Here is a 17,009-nt window from a genome sequence, read left to right as displayed (position 1 = left end):
GTTCGACTCTTTTGATACTGATTTTTAATGGTGTGTCTTACTTATCAGCATCGCCGTCTTTGCTTTTGGTATTGCTACCAGAGGTTTTCATATGAGCGGTAAGTGCTGCATTGCTATGATCATGTGCCATGACAAACTCAACATCGCTACGGAATCCTGCTTCCATTAGATGTAACGCAACACCTAGAGCAGCCTTGTCTTCATAAATGACCGCATAGAGCGCATGAGTAATTGGCATATAGATACCCGCTTTGGTCGCTTTTTCATGTACTTGCTGAATGGTATTTACCCCTTCAGCAGTTTGGCCAAGCTTTTTGACCGCGGCATCAATGCTCATACCACGACCGAGCATATTACCGATACGATAGTTACGACTTAGCTCTGAGCTACAAGTAGCATATAAATCGCCTACGCCAGATAAGCCCAAGAAAGTGAGCGGATTGGCGCCTTCTTCAACACCAAAACGACTCATTTCTGCCAAAGCACGAGTAAGAATCATCGCTTTAGTATTCTCACCTACTTCATAAGCGGCTGCCATACCCATGGCAATTGCGTAGATGTTTTTAAGCGCACCGCCAAGCTCGACGCCGCGTATATCATCACTAGCAAATACTCTAAAGAAGGCACTGTGTAATGCGGCTTGCACGGCATGACGCAACGGTTCCGACTCACTTGCGATAACCGTAGCAGACGGCATGTTTTTCATGATTTCTATAGCGAGGTTCGGCCCTGACATGACGCCAAAGTTCACTTCTGGCAACACTTCTTTGATGATATCACTCATCATCGCAAAGGTGTCTTTTTCCATACCTTTAGTCAACGATACAATGGACTGACCACTGATAAAAGGCGCAATATTCTTTAGCGTTTCACGAAAGGCCAAACCTGGCACAGCAATAAAAATAATGTCTTTATCTTTGACGCTTGCCGCCAAATCATGGCTGTATTTCAGTCGATCATCAAGCTTATAGCCTGGTAGATACTTTTTATTGGTCTGTGTTTTGGCCATCGCTTTTACGGTACGCTTATTACGTACCCACAGCGTGGTATCACAGCCATTACGTGCGGCTAAATTTGCCATTGCCGTACCGAAGCTACCACCACCTAAAAACGCCAAACGCAGCTTGGTTGGATTGCTATGAATGTCGGCCATATCTTTTGCAACAGCTGATTCAACAGGGCTAGGATTTGACTTTTTACGGCCTAGGCCTGATTTGGTTGCCCGCTCAAAAATACCTGCAAGCATACCATTCTGCTTTTCAGACGACTCTTTGTCCGTTTCATTATTAGCACTGGTGTTATTTTTATTACTATTGTTAGGGCTTGTCATGTTCTTTTATCCGTGTTGACTGACGTATTATCAATAGAATCTATCGGGCTCAGCTACTGACCTTATTATCTTTGAATTACAACTTTGTGCAATTATAATCTTATAAATAAACAGTACTAAGCCACATTACGACTTGAAGCGAACTAGCGGCTCGATATCAATAGGTTTGCGTTTGGACTCGTCCTTGGGACTTGTGCCAGTATAAACAAAAGCGGTCACATAATCATCTGCACCTACGCCAAAATACGCTTTTACTGCAGGCTCATTACACAGCAGCCCAGTGCGCCAAACCGTACTAAACCCTTGAGCTTTTAATGCCAAGATTAGATTTTGTACAGCAGCACCCGCACTTAACATCTGCTCAAAAGGTGGCACTTTTTTGTGTTCTTGCATTTGAGTTACAGCCGTTATGATTAGCGGCGCTCGCAGCGGCATATTTTGAGTTTTAATGATAGTTTTTTCAGACAACTCTTCGCCATCTTGTAGCGCTTTTGCTTGGGCAGCTTCGAGCAAGGCACGGCCTAATTCATGGCGCGCCTCACCTTGCGTCACAATAAACCGCCAAGGACGTAATTTTTTATGATCTGGCGCAGTTGCCGCACACTCAATGGCAGACTCAATCTGCGCACGCGTCGGGGCTGGCTCATCTAGATTGCCCATACTGCGTCTTGAATTGATCCAACCTATCAGCTCGTCACTGGTAGATGAGATATCATTCGCTGCTACGTTCTTCACAGACAGTTTTTTGTCTTCTATTTCTTGGCTTTCATTATCAGCATTGTCAGTTGTAGTCATTGTTTTATCCTTAATTTATTATTATCTATCACTACTTATTATTTATAATATCATTTTCTTATTTTTTAACAGCTATAGAGCAGTTGAGAGCTACACATAGGCAGTCTCAACTCAGCGATAAACTACGCAACATCTTCGACTCGATGATCCATGCGTAGATAGTCCTCCGACTGCATTTCAAGCAGACGTGAACGAGTACGTTCAATCTCAAACGCCAACTTCTCTCCTTGATATAAGTCTAGAATCGGCTGCTCTGCCCGTACCAATAGTTTTACACGGCGATCATAAAATTCATCGACGAGATAAATAAAACGGCGCGTTGGATCACGTAAGTCGTCATCTAGTGCTGGCACAGAGTCAACTAAAACAGTGCTAAATCGTTTGGCAAGCTCAATAAAATCAGCGGCTGATCGCGGCGCCATACAGAGATGACGGAAGTCACAGAATAAGATATCTTCGGTACAAGCGTTGATTTTTACTTCTCGTCCATTGATAGTAATGGGCTCTTTGCTAATTTTCTGATTATTAGATAAGCTCGCAAAACGGTTGGCTAACCAATGGTAGTTCGCCTTAGTAAGCGGCGCTTCGTATAGCTCAGCTTGCTGTAATACGCGCAGACGATAATCAATTCCCGAGTCGATATTCATTACCGTGGTATGACGCTCAACTTCCGCAATGGCAGGCATAAAACGGTCACGATGTAAGCCATCTTTATACAATCCAGCTGGCTCAATATTTGAAGTAGCAACCAAAGTTATACCGCGATTGAACAGCATAGTGAACAAATCACCTAATATCATGGCATCAGAGACATTAGAAACAAAAAACTCGTCAAAACAGATAATTACCGCTTCTTTATAGATAATATCAGCGACTTTTTCGAGTGGATCGCTCTCACCTTGTAGTTTGTTAAGCTCTCTATGAACACGCTGCATAAAATGATGAAAATGCAGACGCATCTTGCGCTCGATGGTCAACGAGTCATAAAACATGTCCATCATCCACGTTTTACCGCGGCCGACACCGCCCCACATATAAAGACCCGTTGGCGCGACTGGCTTGGATTTCAAAAAGCCAAAAAAACCTTTCTTTTGCGGTGCACTATTGATGAGCTGATGGTATATCTCATCAAGATAGCTCATGGCCTGAAATTGCTGCTCATCCCGAGTAAACTCATCTGTACTGACGGCTTTCTCGTAACGTTGCAATGGAGATAAACTCATAATACGACTCATCGTTGGATTAAATAAATATCAAAATAATAGGATAATTTAGCATAATGCTGGTGCTACCAAGCAAGCCATGCTAAACCATATCAAAACGAAAACCATCAAGCTGAGTTAGCTATGAATAAACTTAGCTGTCCTGTCCAAAGCTATGCTTGTCTAATAAGCCTTTGAGCTCTGATAAGCGACCATGGAAGAAATGACCCGCGCCATCAACCACGCTGACTTCAATACCTAATCGGTCTGCAAATGCCTGCATATTATCAGGTTCAATCACCTCATCCGCATTACCATAAATCTCAAAAGTTCTATCCGCAGGCAGACTAATATCAGTACTGTCGTTTTTTTCGACTGATGGTGCGATAAGGGCGATTTTCGTTACTTCAAAGTCACCCAATCCCCATATATGTGCGGCTTCAAGCACTTGCTCAGCCACACGTGCCGTGACATAACCACCAAAAGAAAAACCACCTAGCCATAGCTTTCGAGCATTAGTTTGTTCAGCAATCCATTGTAGCACGGTCATTGCATCGACCACTTCACCTTCCGCATAATCATGCTCGCCTGTCGATTGACCAACGCCGCGAAAATTAAAGCGCACCACATGCATACTATTATCACGGGCAAAGCGATACATGGTGGTGACCACTTTATTATTCATCGTACCATCAAACAACGGATTGGGATGGCACAGCAGCGCCACCGTGTCTGTATTTGGATCATTAGGATTGTCATTTTGCCACAGTGCGTCAACCTCGAGCACGCCAGCAGGAGCAGGAATCAATTGCATAATATTACTTATTAATAAAAAATGAATGGCTCAATTATCCTAGATACAATTTATATTTCAAGTGATTTGCTGTGTACGGACGCGACTTGTTTTATTTTTGGTCAATAACGGTTGTCTGTAGTTTTGAAATATTGCTGTTCTTAAGATATTAAACTGGTCTATATCTAGTGCATGGTTCATCGGCAATATACCGGTAATACAGCACACAATAACTGTCTAGACAGGTAATATCTAGATAAGCTACATTCATAAAGCTTTGCCTATAGCTAAGACGTTCTGCTTATATAAATCAGGAATTATTTATGAATACTTTTAATAAAACTGCCAGTTTGACGGCAACGTTAGCGGCTGTACTTGCTTTGAGCGCCTGTCAAAGTACGCCTTCCTCACCAGTTATCCAGCGTGCCAACTCTATCTATGAGACAACCGGTATCGCTGATACCAAAGTCAAAGCACAGCAAAATGCAATCGATAGTGCTCAAAAAACCTGTCGAAGCAAGCAAGTGATTATCGTGGATGATAATGTAAAATATAATGGTATTTTAAACGAACGTACTGGTCGTATGGTTGGTCAAGTAGGTGCTGTCGTCGGCTCGATATTTGGCACGGGTACACCAGATTTGTCACGTAGTGATGATTACGAATACACCATTAACTTCCGTTGCCAATAAATATCGTCAATACCATATAAATCAGATACAGTGTCAGGCTCACTCAGTCTACTATTTGTAGCACTTTCGCTTGCCTTCCTTGTATCTATATTATCTTGAACCGACTATATCTAGCTAAAAATATCTATCTACTTTTCTCTACACGACAACTTCTTTTAGACGCAAACAGGTTTACGATCTAACCGCTAACATTAATTGACATACAATTCTTCTCTGATTAAACAGCCAACAAACTGCGATATAGATAATATATCAATCAAAGCTTGTTGGCTTCGCTTTTTGTGCTCTTCTTTTTAAGTTAAACTATCCGCTATCGTATTCAGCACATCCTCGTCAGTCTTTATATTTTCATTATCTTTGGTCTAATATTATGCGCAAACCCAATCTTTCAAATATTAAACAGGCCAAAGTATTAGCACCTGCCAAAGATTTGGCTACCTTGGAAGCGGAACTCGCTGAGCAGGAAGACCATCTAGAGGATACGGTCCTACGCCTAAGTGATTACTTGTCAGCGGTTGAGATGGTCATCAAACAAACTTTTGACCACCGTGTATGGGTAAAAGCTGAAATTCGTAATCTGTCGAGTAAAGGTGGTCATTACTACTTTGAACTGGCAGAAAAAGATGACGATGGCAAAGTGGTCGCCAGCTGCCGTGGCAATCTCTGGCGTTTCAAAGCTGCTCGTGTATTAGCTAAGTTTGAACGTGCGACTGGTATGCCGCTTGAGCGTGATTTGACCGTACTCCTTAAAGTATCGGCAGGGTTCCATGCCCAGTACGGCTTTTCAATCACGATTGAAGATATCGATCCCAGTTATACCCTAGGCGACTTGGCACGGCAATATGCAGAAATGGTTGACCGCCTAACAGGTGAAGGGTTATTACATCTTAATCAACAGCTACCTGCCCCTTTTGATATTGAGCATGTGCTAGTCATCGCCCCTGAAAAGGCGGCCGGATTGGGTGACTTTCAAGCAGATGCCGATCGCTTAGCCAGTACAGGTGCGTGTCAGTTCCACTATCATAATGCGACTTTTCAAGGCAATCATGCGCCCGCTGAAATCCGTCAAGCCATCGTTAGCGCCCAGCAGCAGTTTTACGATACTCATCAGCGTCTACCAGACTTGTTGGTCATTATTCGTGGCGGCGGTGCGGTTGGTGACTTGGCTTATCTCAATGATTATGAGCTGGCAGCTTTGGTTGCCGAGCAGCCTGTCCCTGTCTGGGTGGGCATCGGTCATGAACGTGACAAAGTCATCTTAGATGAAGTGGCGCATACCAGCTTTGATACACCCTCAAAGGTGATTGCTGCTATCCATGGCCACTTGGCCCAGCTCGTCACTCAAACGCTACAATATCAAGCACAAATTAAGCAAGCGGCTCAGCGTCAATTGAATACTGCTGAGCAACAAACTGCGCGACAGTTAAGCCAAATACAGTCGCAAACGATTGGGCAGCTCACCGCTCTACGAAAAGACAGTGACTATGCATGGCGCAGTATTCAACAAAGTGCCCAGCGCCAAGTAAAGCAAGCAGTCAGACTGACGGCTGAGCGATACACACAAACGCAAACCTTAGCGCATCAACAGCTCGCAAAAGTCGCTACCAATAGCAAAAGTTATCAAGAATCAATCATGCAAAATGCGCAGCAGCAAATTGTGCAAGCACAGCGCGATAGCGAACATTTACGTGACATCGTGCTATTACATCGCCCCTCTCGCGTGCTCAAGCAAGGCTACACCATGCTCACGGATGCTCAAAACAAGCAAACACTCACTAGTAGTATCCAACTGTATCCTGAGCAAACCGTTAATATCATTTTGAAAGATGGCAACGCAAAAGCGCAGATTATCGATGTCACTATGGATAAAGAAGCGACAGAAACCTCAGGCGATCCAACTTAACCACATAATAATATCTAACGATTACTTATCAACTTATCTTTAAAAATTAGGAAACTTTATGACAACCCCTACTCGCCGACGCAAAAAAGCCGCCCCAAAAACCTTTAAGGCGGCTTACGATATCTTAAAAACCAATGCAGCTGAACTACAGCAACAGGATGAGCCTGATATTGATAATCTAATGACAACGGTCGAAGAATCTATTGCCGCTTATCGCGTTTGCGAGACTCGTATCAATGCTGTACAGCAAGCATTGGATGCCGCCTTTGCCGAAGAAAAATCTACCAGCAGTGTTGATGGTTAAATGAAAAACAGCCACTAGATAGCAGCTGTTTGGTCAAGCCAAGCGTATCAATCTCATTTGGCACATTTGGCAACGCAACAGTTTGATATTCTGTTTACTCTGGTTCGTCAACCTCAAAGACTTGGCGCAGATAGGCAAGATACGTGTCGTTATTGATCATGGTCTTGCCTGGGCTGTCAGACAGCTTGGCGACTGGCTGACCATTGCACTCTACCAATTTAAGCACGATATTAATCGGCGTAATGCCCATATCATTGGTCAGATTGGTGCCAATACCGAAACTGGTTCTAATGCGCCCTTTGAAATATTGATGCAGCTCCCACGCCTTTTCTAAATTTAACCCATCGCTAAAAGTTAGAATTTTGGTTTTCGGGTCTATTTTTAACTTATCATAATGTGCAATCGCCTTATCGCCCCAAATATAAGGGTCGCCGCTATCATGACGTAGACCGTCGAATAGCTTAGCAAAATACAAGTCGAAATCACGTAAGAACGCATCCATGCCGACTACGTCTGTCAATGCAATACCCAAATCGCCACGGTACTCATGCACCCATGCTTCAAGCGCGGCCTTTTGTGAATCACGCAGACGCACATCTAATGCCTGAAACGCCTGCATAAACTCGTGCGCCATGGTACCTATTGGCGTCATTCCTAACTGCTTGGCCAAATACACGTTTGATGTACCACCAACTATCTTTGGCTCGGCTTTATGTAACGTCTCCACTACGTGTGCTTGCCAGCGTCGACTAAAGCGTCTACGCGTGCCAAAATCCGCAATGATAAATGGCGGTGTATCCTGACCGTACTGAGTTTGCTCTTCGGCATACTGATGTAATAGCGCTACTTTTGCATCGAGGCGACGTTGCCCTTCTTCTATCACGCTGTCATTAGATAGCGCATTAAAATACAGCTCATTGACAATGGCTAGTACAAATACTTCAAAGAACATCGCTTGAATCATTGGCCCTTCGATATCGATAAACAGGCGACCTTTATCGTCTGTACTTACCGTAATAAAGCGGCGTTTTAGCTTAAACAATTCTAGATAATCAACGAAATCTGAGCGAATAAAGCGTAAGCTACGCAAGTACTCGAGCTCATCTGGCAAAAAGCGCAATTCACATAAGCTGTCTAGTTGCTGCTCTAGATCTTTTTGGATATCAGCCAATGGATAGGCTGCATCTTTATTATTACGGCAGCGAAAGCGATAAACACCATGGGTTTGCGGAAACTGATGCAGCATGGCTTGTAACATCGTAAATTTGTACAAATCATTATCAAGCAATGAAGTAATAATAGGTGCATAAGAAACGGTCATGCTATGGCCTTAAAAGTGCAAAATAAGAAACAAACGTCATTTGATAGACAAAGCGACATCATATGTGGACGATAAACAATACACGCTCATTCATTATGAGCCATCGATAAACCGTTCAGTATAACGAAGTTTGGTATTTATTTCAGAGTTCACTTTTGATTACCGTGAAATGACAGTGAAATGCCAATAAAACGATTACTCAGACCATTCATAAAAACATCGTATAATTCTATCCAGACAATCCATTCATAGATGGTTATTACAGCTTACGCTTTTGCACTCATAAACTGCTCCACATAATCATCAGCAGGATTGTGCCGCAACTCGCTTGGCGTCCCTGTTTGTATGAGTCGACCGCCATTTAGCATACTGATACGCTGACCTACTTTGACAGCTTCATCGATATCATGGGTAATAAATACAATGGTTTTGTTCAATCGCTCTTGCAATTCAAGTAGTTGGTCTTGCAGTTGAGCGCGAATGAGCGGATCAAGTGCAGAGAACGCTTCATCCATTAGTAAAATTGGATTGTTCGTTGCTAAAGCACGAGCCAAACCAACACGCTGCTGCATACCGCCTGATAGCTCATCAGGGTAGCTGTTTTCCAAATTCGATAGCCCTACTTCATTGAGCCAATGTCGAGCCGTTTCATGTCGCTCGTTTGCGCTCATTTTTCGAACACGCAGCCCATAAGCGACGTTTTGTATGACCGTCATGTGCGGCACTAAGCCGAAATGCTGAAAAACCATACTGACGGTCTGCTGACGATAATGCTGCAACTGCTTATCATTGAGCGCTAAAATATTAATAGCCATAGCAGAGCTTTCTTCTACTACCGTACTTGTATTATCTGTCGCTGATTGCCTATCAGTCATTGTGTGAGTCGCATGTTCTCTATTCAGAGCAGTATCTACCCATATCTCGCCACTGGTTGGATCTATCAAACGATTAATATGGCGTATCAGCGTTGACTTGCCCGAGCCTGACAGACCCATGATGCAATGCAACTCGCCTGCCTTGATATCTAGATTGATATCATAAAGACCTACTGAATAGCCCGTTTGCTCTTTTACCTTGATGCTATCCATACCCTCAGCCAGCAATGCCAATGCAGACTGTGCTTGCGTGCTACTGGCATTGTAAATCTTACTGATATTTTTTAATTGGATATGATTCATCGGTGCTCTCACTATTCACTTGGTTTTTATCATTATGGCTTCGGTCGATTACCATGGGTTCAGTCATATGCCACCAGATAATTTTTTATCCAATCGGACGTCTGCCTGCTTCGATGGTTTTTTGACGGGTACGCTTACCTTGACCAAATGCTTGCGTAATACGGTCAATGATAATGGCAACGATAACGATGGCCGTACCTGCTTGTAGACCCTGACCGATATTGAGCGTTTGGATAGACTGCAATACATCTTCACCAAGCCCAGGAGCACCAATCATTGAGGCCAATACCACCATGGCAAGTGACATCATCACAGCCTGATTGATACCTGCCATAATACTAGGCAACGCTTGTGGCAATTTAATCCAGAGAAGTAGCTGTAAATGCGTACTACCAAAGGAGCGTCCTGCTTCGACCATTTCATGATTGACTTGTGTAATCCCTAACGTCGTCAGACGAATCAAGGGTGGCAGTGCATAAATCACGGTCGCAAATAACGCAGGTACTTTACCAATACCAAACAACATCAGCACTGGTATGAGATATACGAAACTCGGCATCGTCTGCATGATATCTAGCACTGGCGTCACTATCTTGCGTAGCAGTTTGCTACCTGACATAGCGATACCAATAGGAATACCAATCACGACCGTGACCAGTACCGATACGATAAGCAGCGCTAAAGTATCGATCAATGCGCCCCATAAACCAAAAGCACCAATCAAAAACAGCCCTGCACCACATGCCAGCGCAAACCAAATCTTGCGAACACCAAACCAGCCAAGTACAGTCACAAATGCAATAATAAGCCAAGGCGGGATAACCGTTAATAATCGTTCAATAGGTAATAGCAGATAAGTAAGGGCCATCGTGCTAATAGTACGAAATACATCGCCATAGGTTTGAACGACGTTTGCTAAAGCGTTATTGAGTGGGGTCTCAAGCGACCATGAAGGAAAGCTTGATGAGAGCGCTGACACATTGATACTAGATGTAGTTGCTTCTGTAGAGATAGCACCCGTTGGGCTAAGACCTAACTTGGTAGCGAGATTGGTAGCAGCCTCATCGGATAACCATGCTTGCCAAACCTCTGGGTTGTCACGCAAAAACACCATGGCTTGCTCATCGCCAGTGCGCTTGCTTTCGCTCATCTCCAAAATAGCACCGTTGAGCTCATCAGAGGTAAATTGCACCTTTTCAAAGACAGCTGCTAGTTCAGGATTGGATTCGACAAACGGAGTAGAAACGGCAATACCTAACGGTGATACTGGAAATCCTGACACGCAATCCATCTTACCATCAGCGAGCAGCAGATTTTGCCAACAAGCATCCTCATAAGCTGGAAACTCTAGTGGCGCAAGGTCATATTTTGCCATTAGCCCAGTGGGTTGCCAGTAGTAAAACAACAGTGGCTTGTGCTGTTCAAAAGCGGAGGCGATTTCGGCATCGAGAGCAGCACCTGTACCAGGGTAGGCGTTGTTAAAAAGACTGTCTAGGCCGGTGGTTTTTAGCAAACGTGTGTTAAAAATCTCACACGTCCAACCAGAGGGACAGTTCATAAAGCGTGATCTACCAGGATCTTCAGGGTCTTTAAATAGCTCCGTATATTTAGGCAAATCTTGATAGCTGCGTAGTCCTGGATTCTCTTCCAAGACGTATCGCGGGACATACCAGCCTTGAGTTGCACCGCCTTTTAGCGTATCGCCGATGATGGCTACTTTATTTTGCTCAATGGCTTTTTCCATGATTGGCGAACGGCCAACCCACTGCTCCCCGATGACCTGAATGTCATTCTGTGATAGTGCTGTATCAAGTGCAGGCCCTGCTCCTGGTACTTCTTCTACTGTGCAGCCGTACCCGTCTTCTACGATATGTCTGAGTACGCCGGAGGTAAATTGCCCACTCTCCCAGGTTAGCGCCCCAAATTTAATCGGTGATTCACACGCCGCTGACGCCGATACAGGCAATAGTATCGCGCTCATCCACAGTAAGCTTAATGCAATCCATTGGCGCATACTCTTTCCTATTATTATGTTGTATCGGCATGAAATCACTATCAAAACAACAGAACTAAAAAAAGCTGAACGTCGCTATAACAAGTTTACCAAGGCTAGCCATAGACCATTCAGCTACTATCTACTGTTGTTTAGACTTACTACAAAGTGTAGCGATTTATAGAAGTGATGACAAACGCTTATTTGTCGATTAACGCAGTATATAAATTTACGATAATTTTGATAAAGCTCTTATGACAAGTCGCTCTTAATTTTAGAAATCTATATTTGAGAAGTCATATTTTAGACAAAAAAAATAGCACCTATCTGGATAGGTGCTATTGGTGATGGTATCGATTAAAAAAGGTCACTATTAATTTCTATAGCTACTATAAAATTTCTAACTCAAGAATTGTTATTTTAAAAACAGCGCCATCGCCTTTTTAAACAGTCCACCATACGGCGGCAATAATAAATTCAGACCATTGAGCTTGGTTTGGACAAAAATCGGCTTCATATGGCTTAGACGTTCAAAGCCGGCCTTACCATGGTATGCGCCAGTACCAGAGTCACCCACACCACCAAACGGCAAGTCATGCTGAGCGACATGTATCAAAACTTCGTTGATACATAAGCCACCCGAGACCGTATTATTACGCACGTTTTCGATACTGCTGTAGTTGTCACTAAACACATATAGTGCCAATGGCCGTGGACGCGAGTTCACAAAGTAAATGGCATCATCAAGCGTCTCATAATGCATTAGCGGCAAAATCGGGGCAAAAATCTCGTTTTGCATAAGGTCGCTGTCAGGCGCAGGTTCGCTGACGATGACTGGTGGCATTAGACGGGTTTCTATATTGGGTTCGGCGCCAGTTAACGCATGTACCTCGCCACCTGTTAGCGCATCTAGATAGCCTTTTACCCGTTTGAACTGCTCACCATTAATAATGCGAGAGTAATCTGGGTTTTCTTCGATATCAGGATAATGCTTGGTCATCCACTCTTTTGCGAGTTGGATAAACTGGTCATGGTATTGACGCTGAATCAAAACATAGTCTGGCGCAATACACGTCTGTCCCGCATTTAATGTTTTACCCATCATCACTCGATTGACGACAGACTCTAAATTGGCATCATCTAGTACGATCACTGGTGATTTGCCACCAAGCTCAAGCGTCACTGGTGTTAGATTAGGCGCAGCGGCAGCCATGACCTTTTTGCCCACCGCAGTCGATCCGGTATATAGCAGATGGTCAAATGGTAGCTTACTAAAGGCGGCGGCAATCTCAACCTCACCGAGCACCACACAGATCATATCTGGCGAAAAATAACGAGCAATAGCATCAGCAAATGTCTGAGCAAATTGCGGCGCGGCTTCACTCATCTTGACCATAATGCGGTTGCCTGCGGTGATTGCATCAATCATCGGGCCGATTGCTAAAAATAACGGATAGTTCCAAGGCACCATGATACCGACCACACCCAATGGCTGCGGCTGAATTTCATTATGAGCTGGCATATATAGCGCTGAAATAGGCGCACGATGTGCTTTCATCCACTTTTTGCCGTGTTTCTTGGCGTGACTGATACCGGTAAAGCTAGGAAATAACTCAGCAAACTGCGTCTCTGACTGGCTACGATAGCCAAAGTCTGCACTAATTGCCTTTGCAAAACTCTCTTGGTTGTCACTAAGCATCACTTCTAGATTGTCTAGCTGCGTCGTACGAGTGCCCCAATCGTTGATTGGTTGGGTACGGCTTAACATTTGCAAGCGTGAAAATTGCGCTTTCATCTCATCGATAGTCGTCGCCGTACTTAGTGCTTCAGGCACACGCTGCAGCGCAAAACCGGTCTCGGTCACTGGCTGCTCATGGGCGCTTTGGTTGCTATCTGTCATTTGTCTTCCTTGTAATAGTCATAAGGTTTGTAGTCACTACATTATATTGGGTTAGAGGCTCTATCTTTCTAGTCAGGTGCACTCTTTGATAACCTACTCTGACTATAAATTTCATCAGATTCCATTCATCACACTTTAATGTAGCGCATCGACTGAGCAATGAACAGCACCTTTGGTTGACTACTGCGTCTGTACTAGCAGTACCTTTATAAGCGACTTGCCACGGTTCTATACCTATTATTTCGTCAGCCATTGCTAGCTGTTTGCTATTAGCATTTACGCCACTTACAGACATTGCGACAGTATATATCTTTGGGCGATGGTCGCCAAAACTGCTACACTACTGATGAGCATTATTTATTTTAAACTCGATAATAATAAGACAGATACTCTCATGCAAAATGACACACAACCCCTCAATGATACGCTTGTCAGCAAATCTCTCTCAGCGGCCGATTATGTCCCTACTCTCGATGCGATGCTGGCACGCACCCTCGAACGTATCGATCTAAAAAAGCAACAAGGGCTGCGTACGCCTGATGAATTATGGATTGTCGATCATAACGATGTCTACACGCTTGGACAGGCAGGCAAAGAAGAGCACATATTACAGCGCACTGACACGCCTATCATCAAGACCGATCGCGGTGGTCAGGTGACATGGCATGGTCATGGGCAGTTGGTTATCTATTGGTTGTTTGACTTGGACAGTCTCAAATGGAGTGTGCGCAATCTCGTCTCCCATGCTGAGCAAGCGATAGAAGACGTTATTAATGACTGTTTGCGTAGCTCACCATCTAGTAGCGACAACATCAGTGCTCATGCACGCCGCGATGCCCCAGGTGTCTACTTATATGCAAATACTGCTGCAACAGATGACAGCACCTCTACAGATGATAACTCTCTTGATAATAAGATTATGCTTGGCAAAATGGCCTCGCTAGGCTTTAAGATTAAGCATGGCTTTAGCTACCATGGTATTGCGATTAATCTAAATTGTGACTTGTCTTCATTTAACGCTATCAATCCTTGTGGCTATGCTGGCATGCAAATGTTGCGATTGTCTGATTTTGTAGCCATGCAGACAGATTCAGAGCAAACAGAGCCAGAAGCGCAGACCGAGCAGCAAATGAGCGATTCATTCAGCTATGAGACAGTCACTCAAAAACTTATCGATAACATCGCCAAGCGTCATGCTGGGCTGATTGAGTTGCGAGCTATCGCACCCAAGTAAGTTTTGAGCCCGTTTTTGCATAATCTTTTTTTGCATAATATCTTGCACGCTTAGACTTAAGCATTAAGAGAAAATTCAGTACAAACTTGCTATAATCGCATGCAGTACAAATCGGACGCAGCAACTATCCTTGCTGTATCCCTAGCTCAACCCCTTATTCAAACATTTAAAACAAAAGCAAATTGGAGCATTTTATGGCAGATTTTAACAAAATTTTGGACGCAGGCGACGTAGACGGCGGCATCATCAACGTAGTAGTAGAGATCCCAGCTGGTAGCAGCCATAAAATTGAGTGGAATCGCGAATTAGCAGTATTTGAGCTTGACCGTATTGACCCACAGATTTTTGCCAAACCTTGTAACTATGGTTTTATCCCGCAAACACTTGACGAAGATGGTGATGAGCTTGACGTATTGCTATTGACTGAGCAGCCACTACCGACTGGTATTTTCTTAAAAGCCAAAGTTATCGGTGTGATGAAGTTTGTTGATGATGGCGAAGTAGATGACAAAATCGTTGTTGTCCCTGCTGACGACCGTGACACAGGCAATGCTTACAACAGCTTAGAAGACCTACCAAAGCAGTTGATCAACCAGTTAGAGTTCCATTTCAGTCATTATAAAGACCTGAAAAAAGCTGGTACGACGGTTGTTGAATCTTGGGGTGATGTTGCAGAAGCGAAAGAAGTTATCAAAGAGTCTATCCAACGCTGGAAAGATCTATAATTATCAAATATTGGCAAAAATGCAAATAACGATAAATAATAAAATACCGCAGTCACCATAGTGGCCGCGGTATTTTTTTGCTTGAACATTACTTATCTAACATGGTTATAATGAGCATATAACTCATTCGCACTTATACGCCGTAATAAGGACAGTCATGTTTAACCCCGACCCTAGCGCAAAACCGGTCAATACCAAGTTGCCAAGAGACGTCATTATGATGGTCGAAAAAAACAACCTAGTAATGGCTATTAAAACTTTGGCGGCAGACGAAAACATCAGTATGGATGAAGCCAAAAGTAGAATTGATGCTTATGAGACCCAGCTAAAAGTAAAGCAACAACAGAAGCTCAATACTATCGCTAGTAAACAAGGCATTCCAAATCAAGCCATCAGCTTTGATAGAGAGCAAGAAGAAGACGAGCCTGGGCCATTGGTAAAAAATCGTGTTAAAACGACTAAGCAGAGCCAAGGGTTTAAGGGGCTGCAAGATGGTGTCGATAGTCAGTTAAATGACTTAGGCTACAAGAAACCTCTACTGCCTTATTGGCTAAAACGATTGCTAGTAATCGCTGTCTTGATGATAGGAATATTTTGGATATTATGGCGAGTATTTGGTTAAGTGATTTAGCTAAATAAAGGACTGAATAAACATACCTTCTACAAAACTGCATACCGGCTAGCTACAATTTAAGAATGTAGCTAGTCGGTATGCTAATTGAAAACCTGCCCTTGAATCCTTTCAAGCGTCCATTAATCTCAAATTATTTAGAGCAATCCTTTATATAAGAAGTAACAGCCTACGACGGTCAACAGTACTGCAAAGCATTTTTTCAGCAACTGCGGCGATAATGCGTGAGCGACTTTTGCGCCTAGCTTGGCGGTGAAAAAGCTCATGATGCTAATGCCCAAAAAAGCATAGATGTGAACAAAGCCAATCGTATTGGGCACGTCGACTTGAGCTTGCATGCCAAAGAACATAAATCCTAGCGCACCTGCAATGGCGATAGGTAAACCACAAGCGGCTGAGGTTCCAACGGCTTTTTGTATCACCACACCGTAACGTGTGAGATAAGGTACGGTTAAGCTACCACCGCCAATCCCAAAAATAGCAGAAGCGATACCGATACCAGCCCCTGCTGCTAGTTGCTTAGGCTTTGAAGGTAAAGCTATATGAACATTACCAGCATCGCTATTTGCTTTCTTTTTACCACCCATAAACATTTTATAAGCGACCCAAAGCAAAAACACACCTACAATCAACTGCAGATACAACCCAGATATCTGTCCTGCTATCCCTGCCCCTAAAAAGCAGCCTATTGCTAAGCCTGGCGTCAGATTTTTAAAGACAGGCCACATGACTGCGCCCTTTTTGTTGTGCGCCATGAGCGAGCTTATGGATGTAACGATAATAGTCGCCAGTGAAGTACCCAAGGCCAAGTGCATAATAGTGTCAGGACTGTAACCCATTTGCGTAAAAACGATAAATAGCAGTGGTACGATAATAGTGCCACCGCCCACTCCAAATAGCCCCGCAGCAAATCCTGCTAGCGCCCCTATTATTAGAAAAGTTATTAATTCCACAGGATAGTTACTTCTTATTTAGATTTAATGAGATGATAATTATAGTTAAACGACT

Annotated in this window: 15 protein-coding genes; 6 read left to right on the top strand and 9 right to left on the bottom strand. The window is 43.6% G+C overall.

The features are described from left to right. Nucleotides 1-37 precede the first annotated feature (37 nt). The 4 genes from ACQKCP_RS01855 to ACQKCP_RS01840 form a co-directional block, all read right to left on the bottom strand. On the bottom strand, nt 38-1,330 hold the full coding sequence (locus ACQKCP_RS01855) for an NAD(P)H-dependent glycerol-3-phosphate dehydrogenase (RefSeq protein WP_427611061.1): 1,293 nt from the start codon (nt 1,328-1,330) through the stop codon (nt 38-40). 126 nt (nt 1,331-1,456) lie between these two features. Further along, on the bottom strand, nt 1,457-2,125 hold the full coding sequence (locus ACQKCP_RS01850) for a nitroreductase family protein (RefSeq protein ID WP_427611060.1): 669 nt from the start codon (nt 2,123-2,125) through the stop codon (nt 1,457-1,459). Nucleotides 2,126-2,247: 122 nt separating this feature from the next. Beyond that, complete coding sequence (zapE, locus tag ACQKCP_RS01845) at nt 2,248-3,348, bottom strand: cell division protein ZapE (protein WP_057759500.1); 1,101 nt, start codon at nt 3,346-3,348, stop codon at nt 2,248-2,250. A 133-nt stretch (nt 3,349-3,481) separates the two neighbouring features. Next, complete coding sequence (locus ACQKCP_RS01840; RefSeq protein WP_427611059.1) at nt 3,482-4,141, bottom strand: alpha/beta hydrolase; 660 nt, start codon at nt 4,139-4,141, stop codon at nt 3,482-3,484. A gap of 302 nt (nt 4,142-4,443) precedes the next feature. On the opposite strand from ACQKCP_RS01840, the gene ACQKCP_RS01835 reads away from it, so the two are divergent. The 3 genes from ACQKCP_RS01835 to xseB all read left to right on the top strand — a co-directional run bounded on the left by ACQKCP_RS01835 (nt 4,444) and on the right by xseB (nt 7,019). Then, nucleotides 4,444-4,812: a hypothetical protein gene (locus tag ACQKCP_RS01835; RefSeq protein ID WP_165597309.1), complete on the top strand. Its 369-nt coding sequence runs from the start codon at nt 4,444-4,446 to the stop codon at nt 4,810-4,812. A gap of 370 nt (nt 4,813-5,182) precedes the next feature. After that, nucleotides 5,183-6,715 (top strand): exodeoxyribonuclease VII large subunit, encoded by a 1,533-nt coding sequence (xseA, locus tag ACQKCP_RS01830; RefSeq protein ID WP_427611058.1) that lies wholly within the window; start codon nt 5,183-5,185, stop codon nt 6,713-6,715. 58 nt (nt 6,716-6,773) lie between these two features. Next, nucleotides 6,774-7,019 (top strand): exodeoxyribonuclease VII small subunit, encoded by a 246-nt coding sequence (gene xseB / locus ACQKCP_RS01825; protein WP_427611057.1) that lies wholly within the window; start codon nt 6,774-6,776, stop codon nt 7,017-7,019. A 94-nt stretch (nt 7,020-7,113) separates the two neighbouring features. On the opposite strand, the gene pncB is transcribed toward xseB, so the two are convergent. From pncB to ACQKCP_RS01805, 4 genes are all read right to left on the bottom strand, one after another. Further along, a complete protein-coding gene (pncB, locus tag ACQKCP_RS01820) occupies nt 7,114-8,340 on the bottom strand; it encodes a nicotinate phosphoribosyltransferase (protein ID WP_427611056.1) in 1,227 nt (408 codons plus the stop codon). Nucleotides 8,341-8,606: 266 nt separating this feature from the next. Beyond that, nucleotides 8,607-9,518, bottom strand: coding sequence for an ATP-binding cassette domain-containing protein (locus tag ACQKCP_RS01815; protein ID WP_427611055.1), 912 nt, complete (start codon nt 9,516-9,518; stop codon nt 8,607-8,609). 85 nt (nt 9,519-9,603) lie between these two features. After that, nucleotides 9,604-11,532, bottom strand: coding sequence for a glycine betaine ABC transporter substrate-binding protein (locus tag ACQKCP_RS01810; protein WP_427611054.1), 1,929 nt, complete (start codon nt 11,530-11,532; stop codon nt 9,604-9,606). Between the two features lie 394 nt (nt 11,533-11,926). Next, nucleotides 11,927-13,411 carry a coniferyl aldehyde dehydrogenase gene (locus tag ACQKCP_RS01805; RefSeq protein ID WP_427611053.1) on the bottom strand — a complete coding sequence of 495 codons (1,485 nt, stop codon included), beginning with the start codon at nt 13,409-13,411 and terminating at the stop codon, nt 11,927-11,929. A 394-nt stretch (nt 13,412-13,805) separates the two neighbouring features. Between ACQKCP_RS01805 and lipB the strand changes: the two genes are divergently transcribed. The 3 genes from lipB (at nt 13,806) to ACQKCP_RS01790 (ending at nt 15,992) form a co-directional block, all read left to right on the top strand. After that, nucleotides 13,806-14,645 carry a lipoyl(octanoyl) transferase LipB gene (gene lipB / locus ACQKCP_RS01800; RefSeq protein WP_427611052.1) on the top strand — a complete coding sequence of 280 codons (840 nt, stop codon included), beginning with the start codon at nt 13,806-13,808 and terminating at the stop codon, nt 14,643-14,645. Between the two features lie 194 nt (nt 14,646-14,839). Continuing rightward, complete coding sequence (locus ACQKCP_RS01795) at nt 14,840-15,370, top strand: inorganic diphosphatase (protein WP_057759479.1); 531 nt, start codon at nt 14,840-14,842, stop codon at nt 15,368-15,370. Between the two features lie 157 nt (nt 15,371-15,527). After that, entirely contained in the window at nt 15,528-15,992 is a 465-nt protein-coding gene (locus ACQKCP_RS01790) for a hypothetical protein (protein ID WP_101205393.1), read from the top strand. A 146-nt stretch (nt 15,993-16,138) separates the two neighbouring features. Here ACQKCP_RS01790 and ACQKCP_RS01785 read toward each other — a convergent pair whose 3' ends face one another. Then, nucleotides 16,139-16,954: a sulfite exporter TauE/SafE family protein gene (locus ACQKCP_RS01785; RefSeq protein WP_427611051.1), complete on the bottom strand. Its 816-nt coding sequence runs from the start codon at nt 16,952-16,954 to the stop codon at nt 16,139-16,141. Between the last annotated feature and the right edge of the window lie 55 nt (nt 16,955-17,009).

It is taken from the genome of Psychrobacter sp. NPDC078631 (assembly GCF_050268165.1).
Taxonomy (GTDB): Bacteria; Pseudomonadota; Gammaproteobacteria; order Pseudomonadales; family Moraxellaceae; genus Psychrobacter.
Note: the sequence above shows the minus strand (reverse complement) of the source record. Positions and strands in the feature narration are given on the sequence as shown.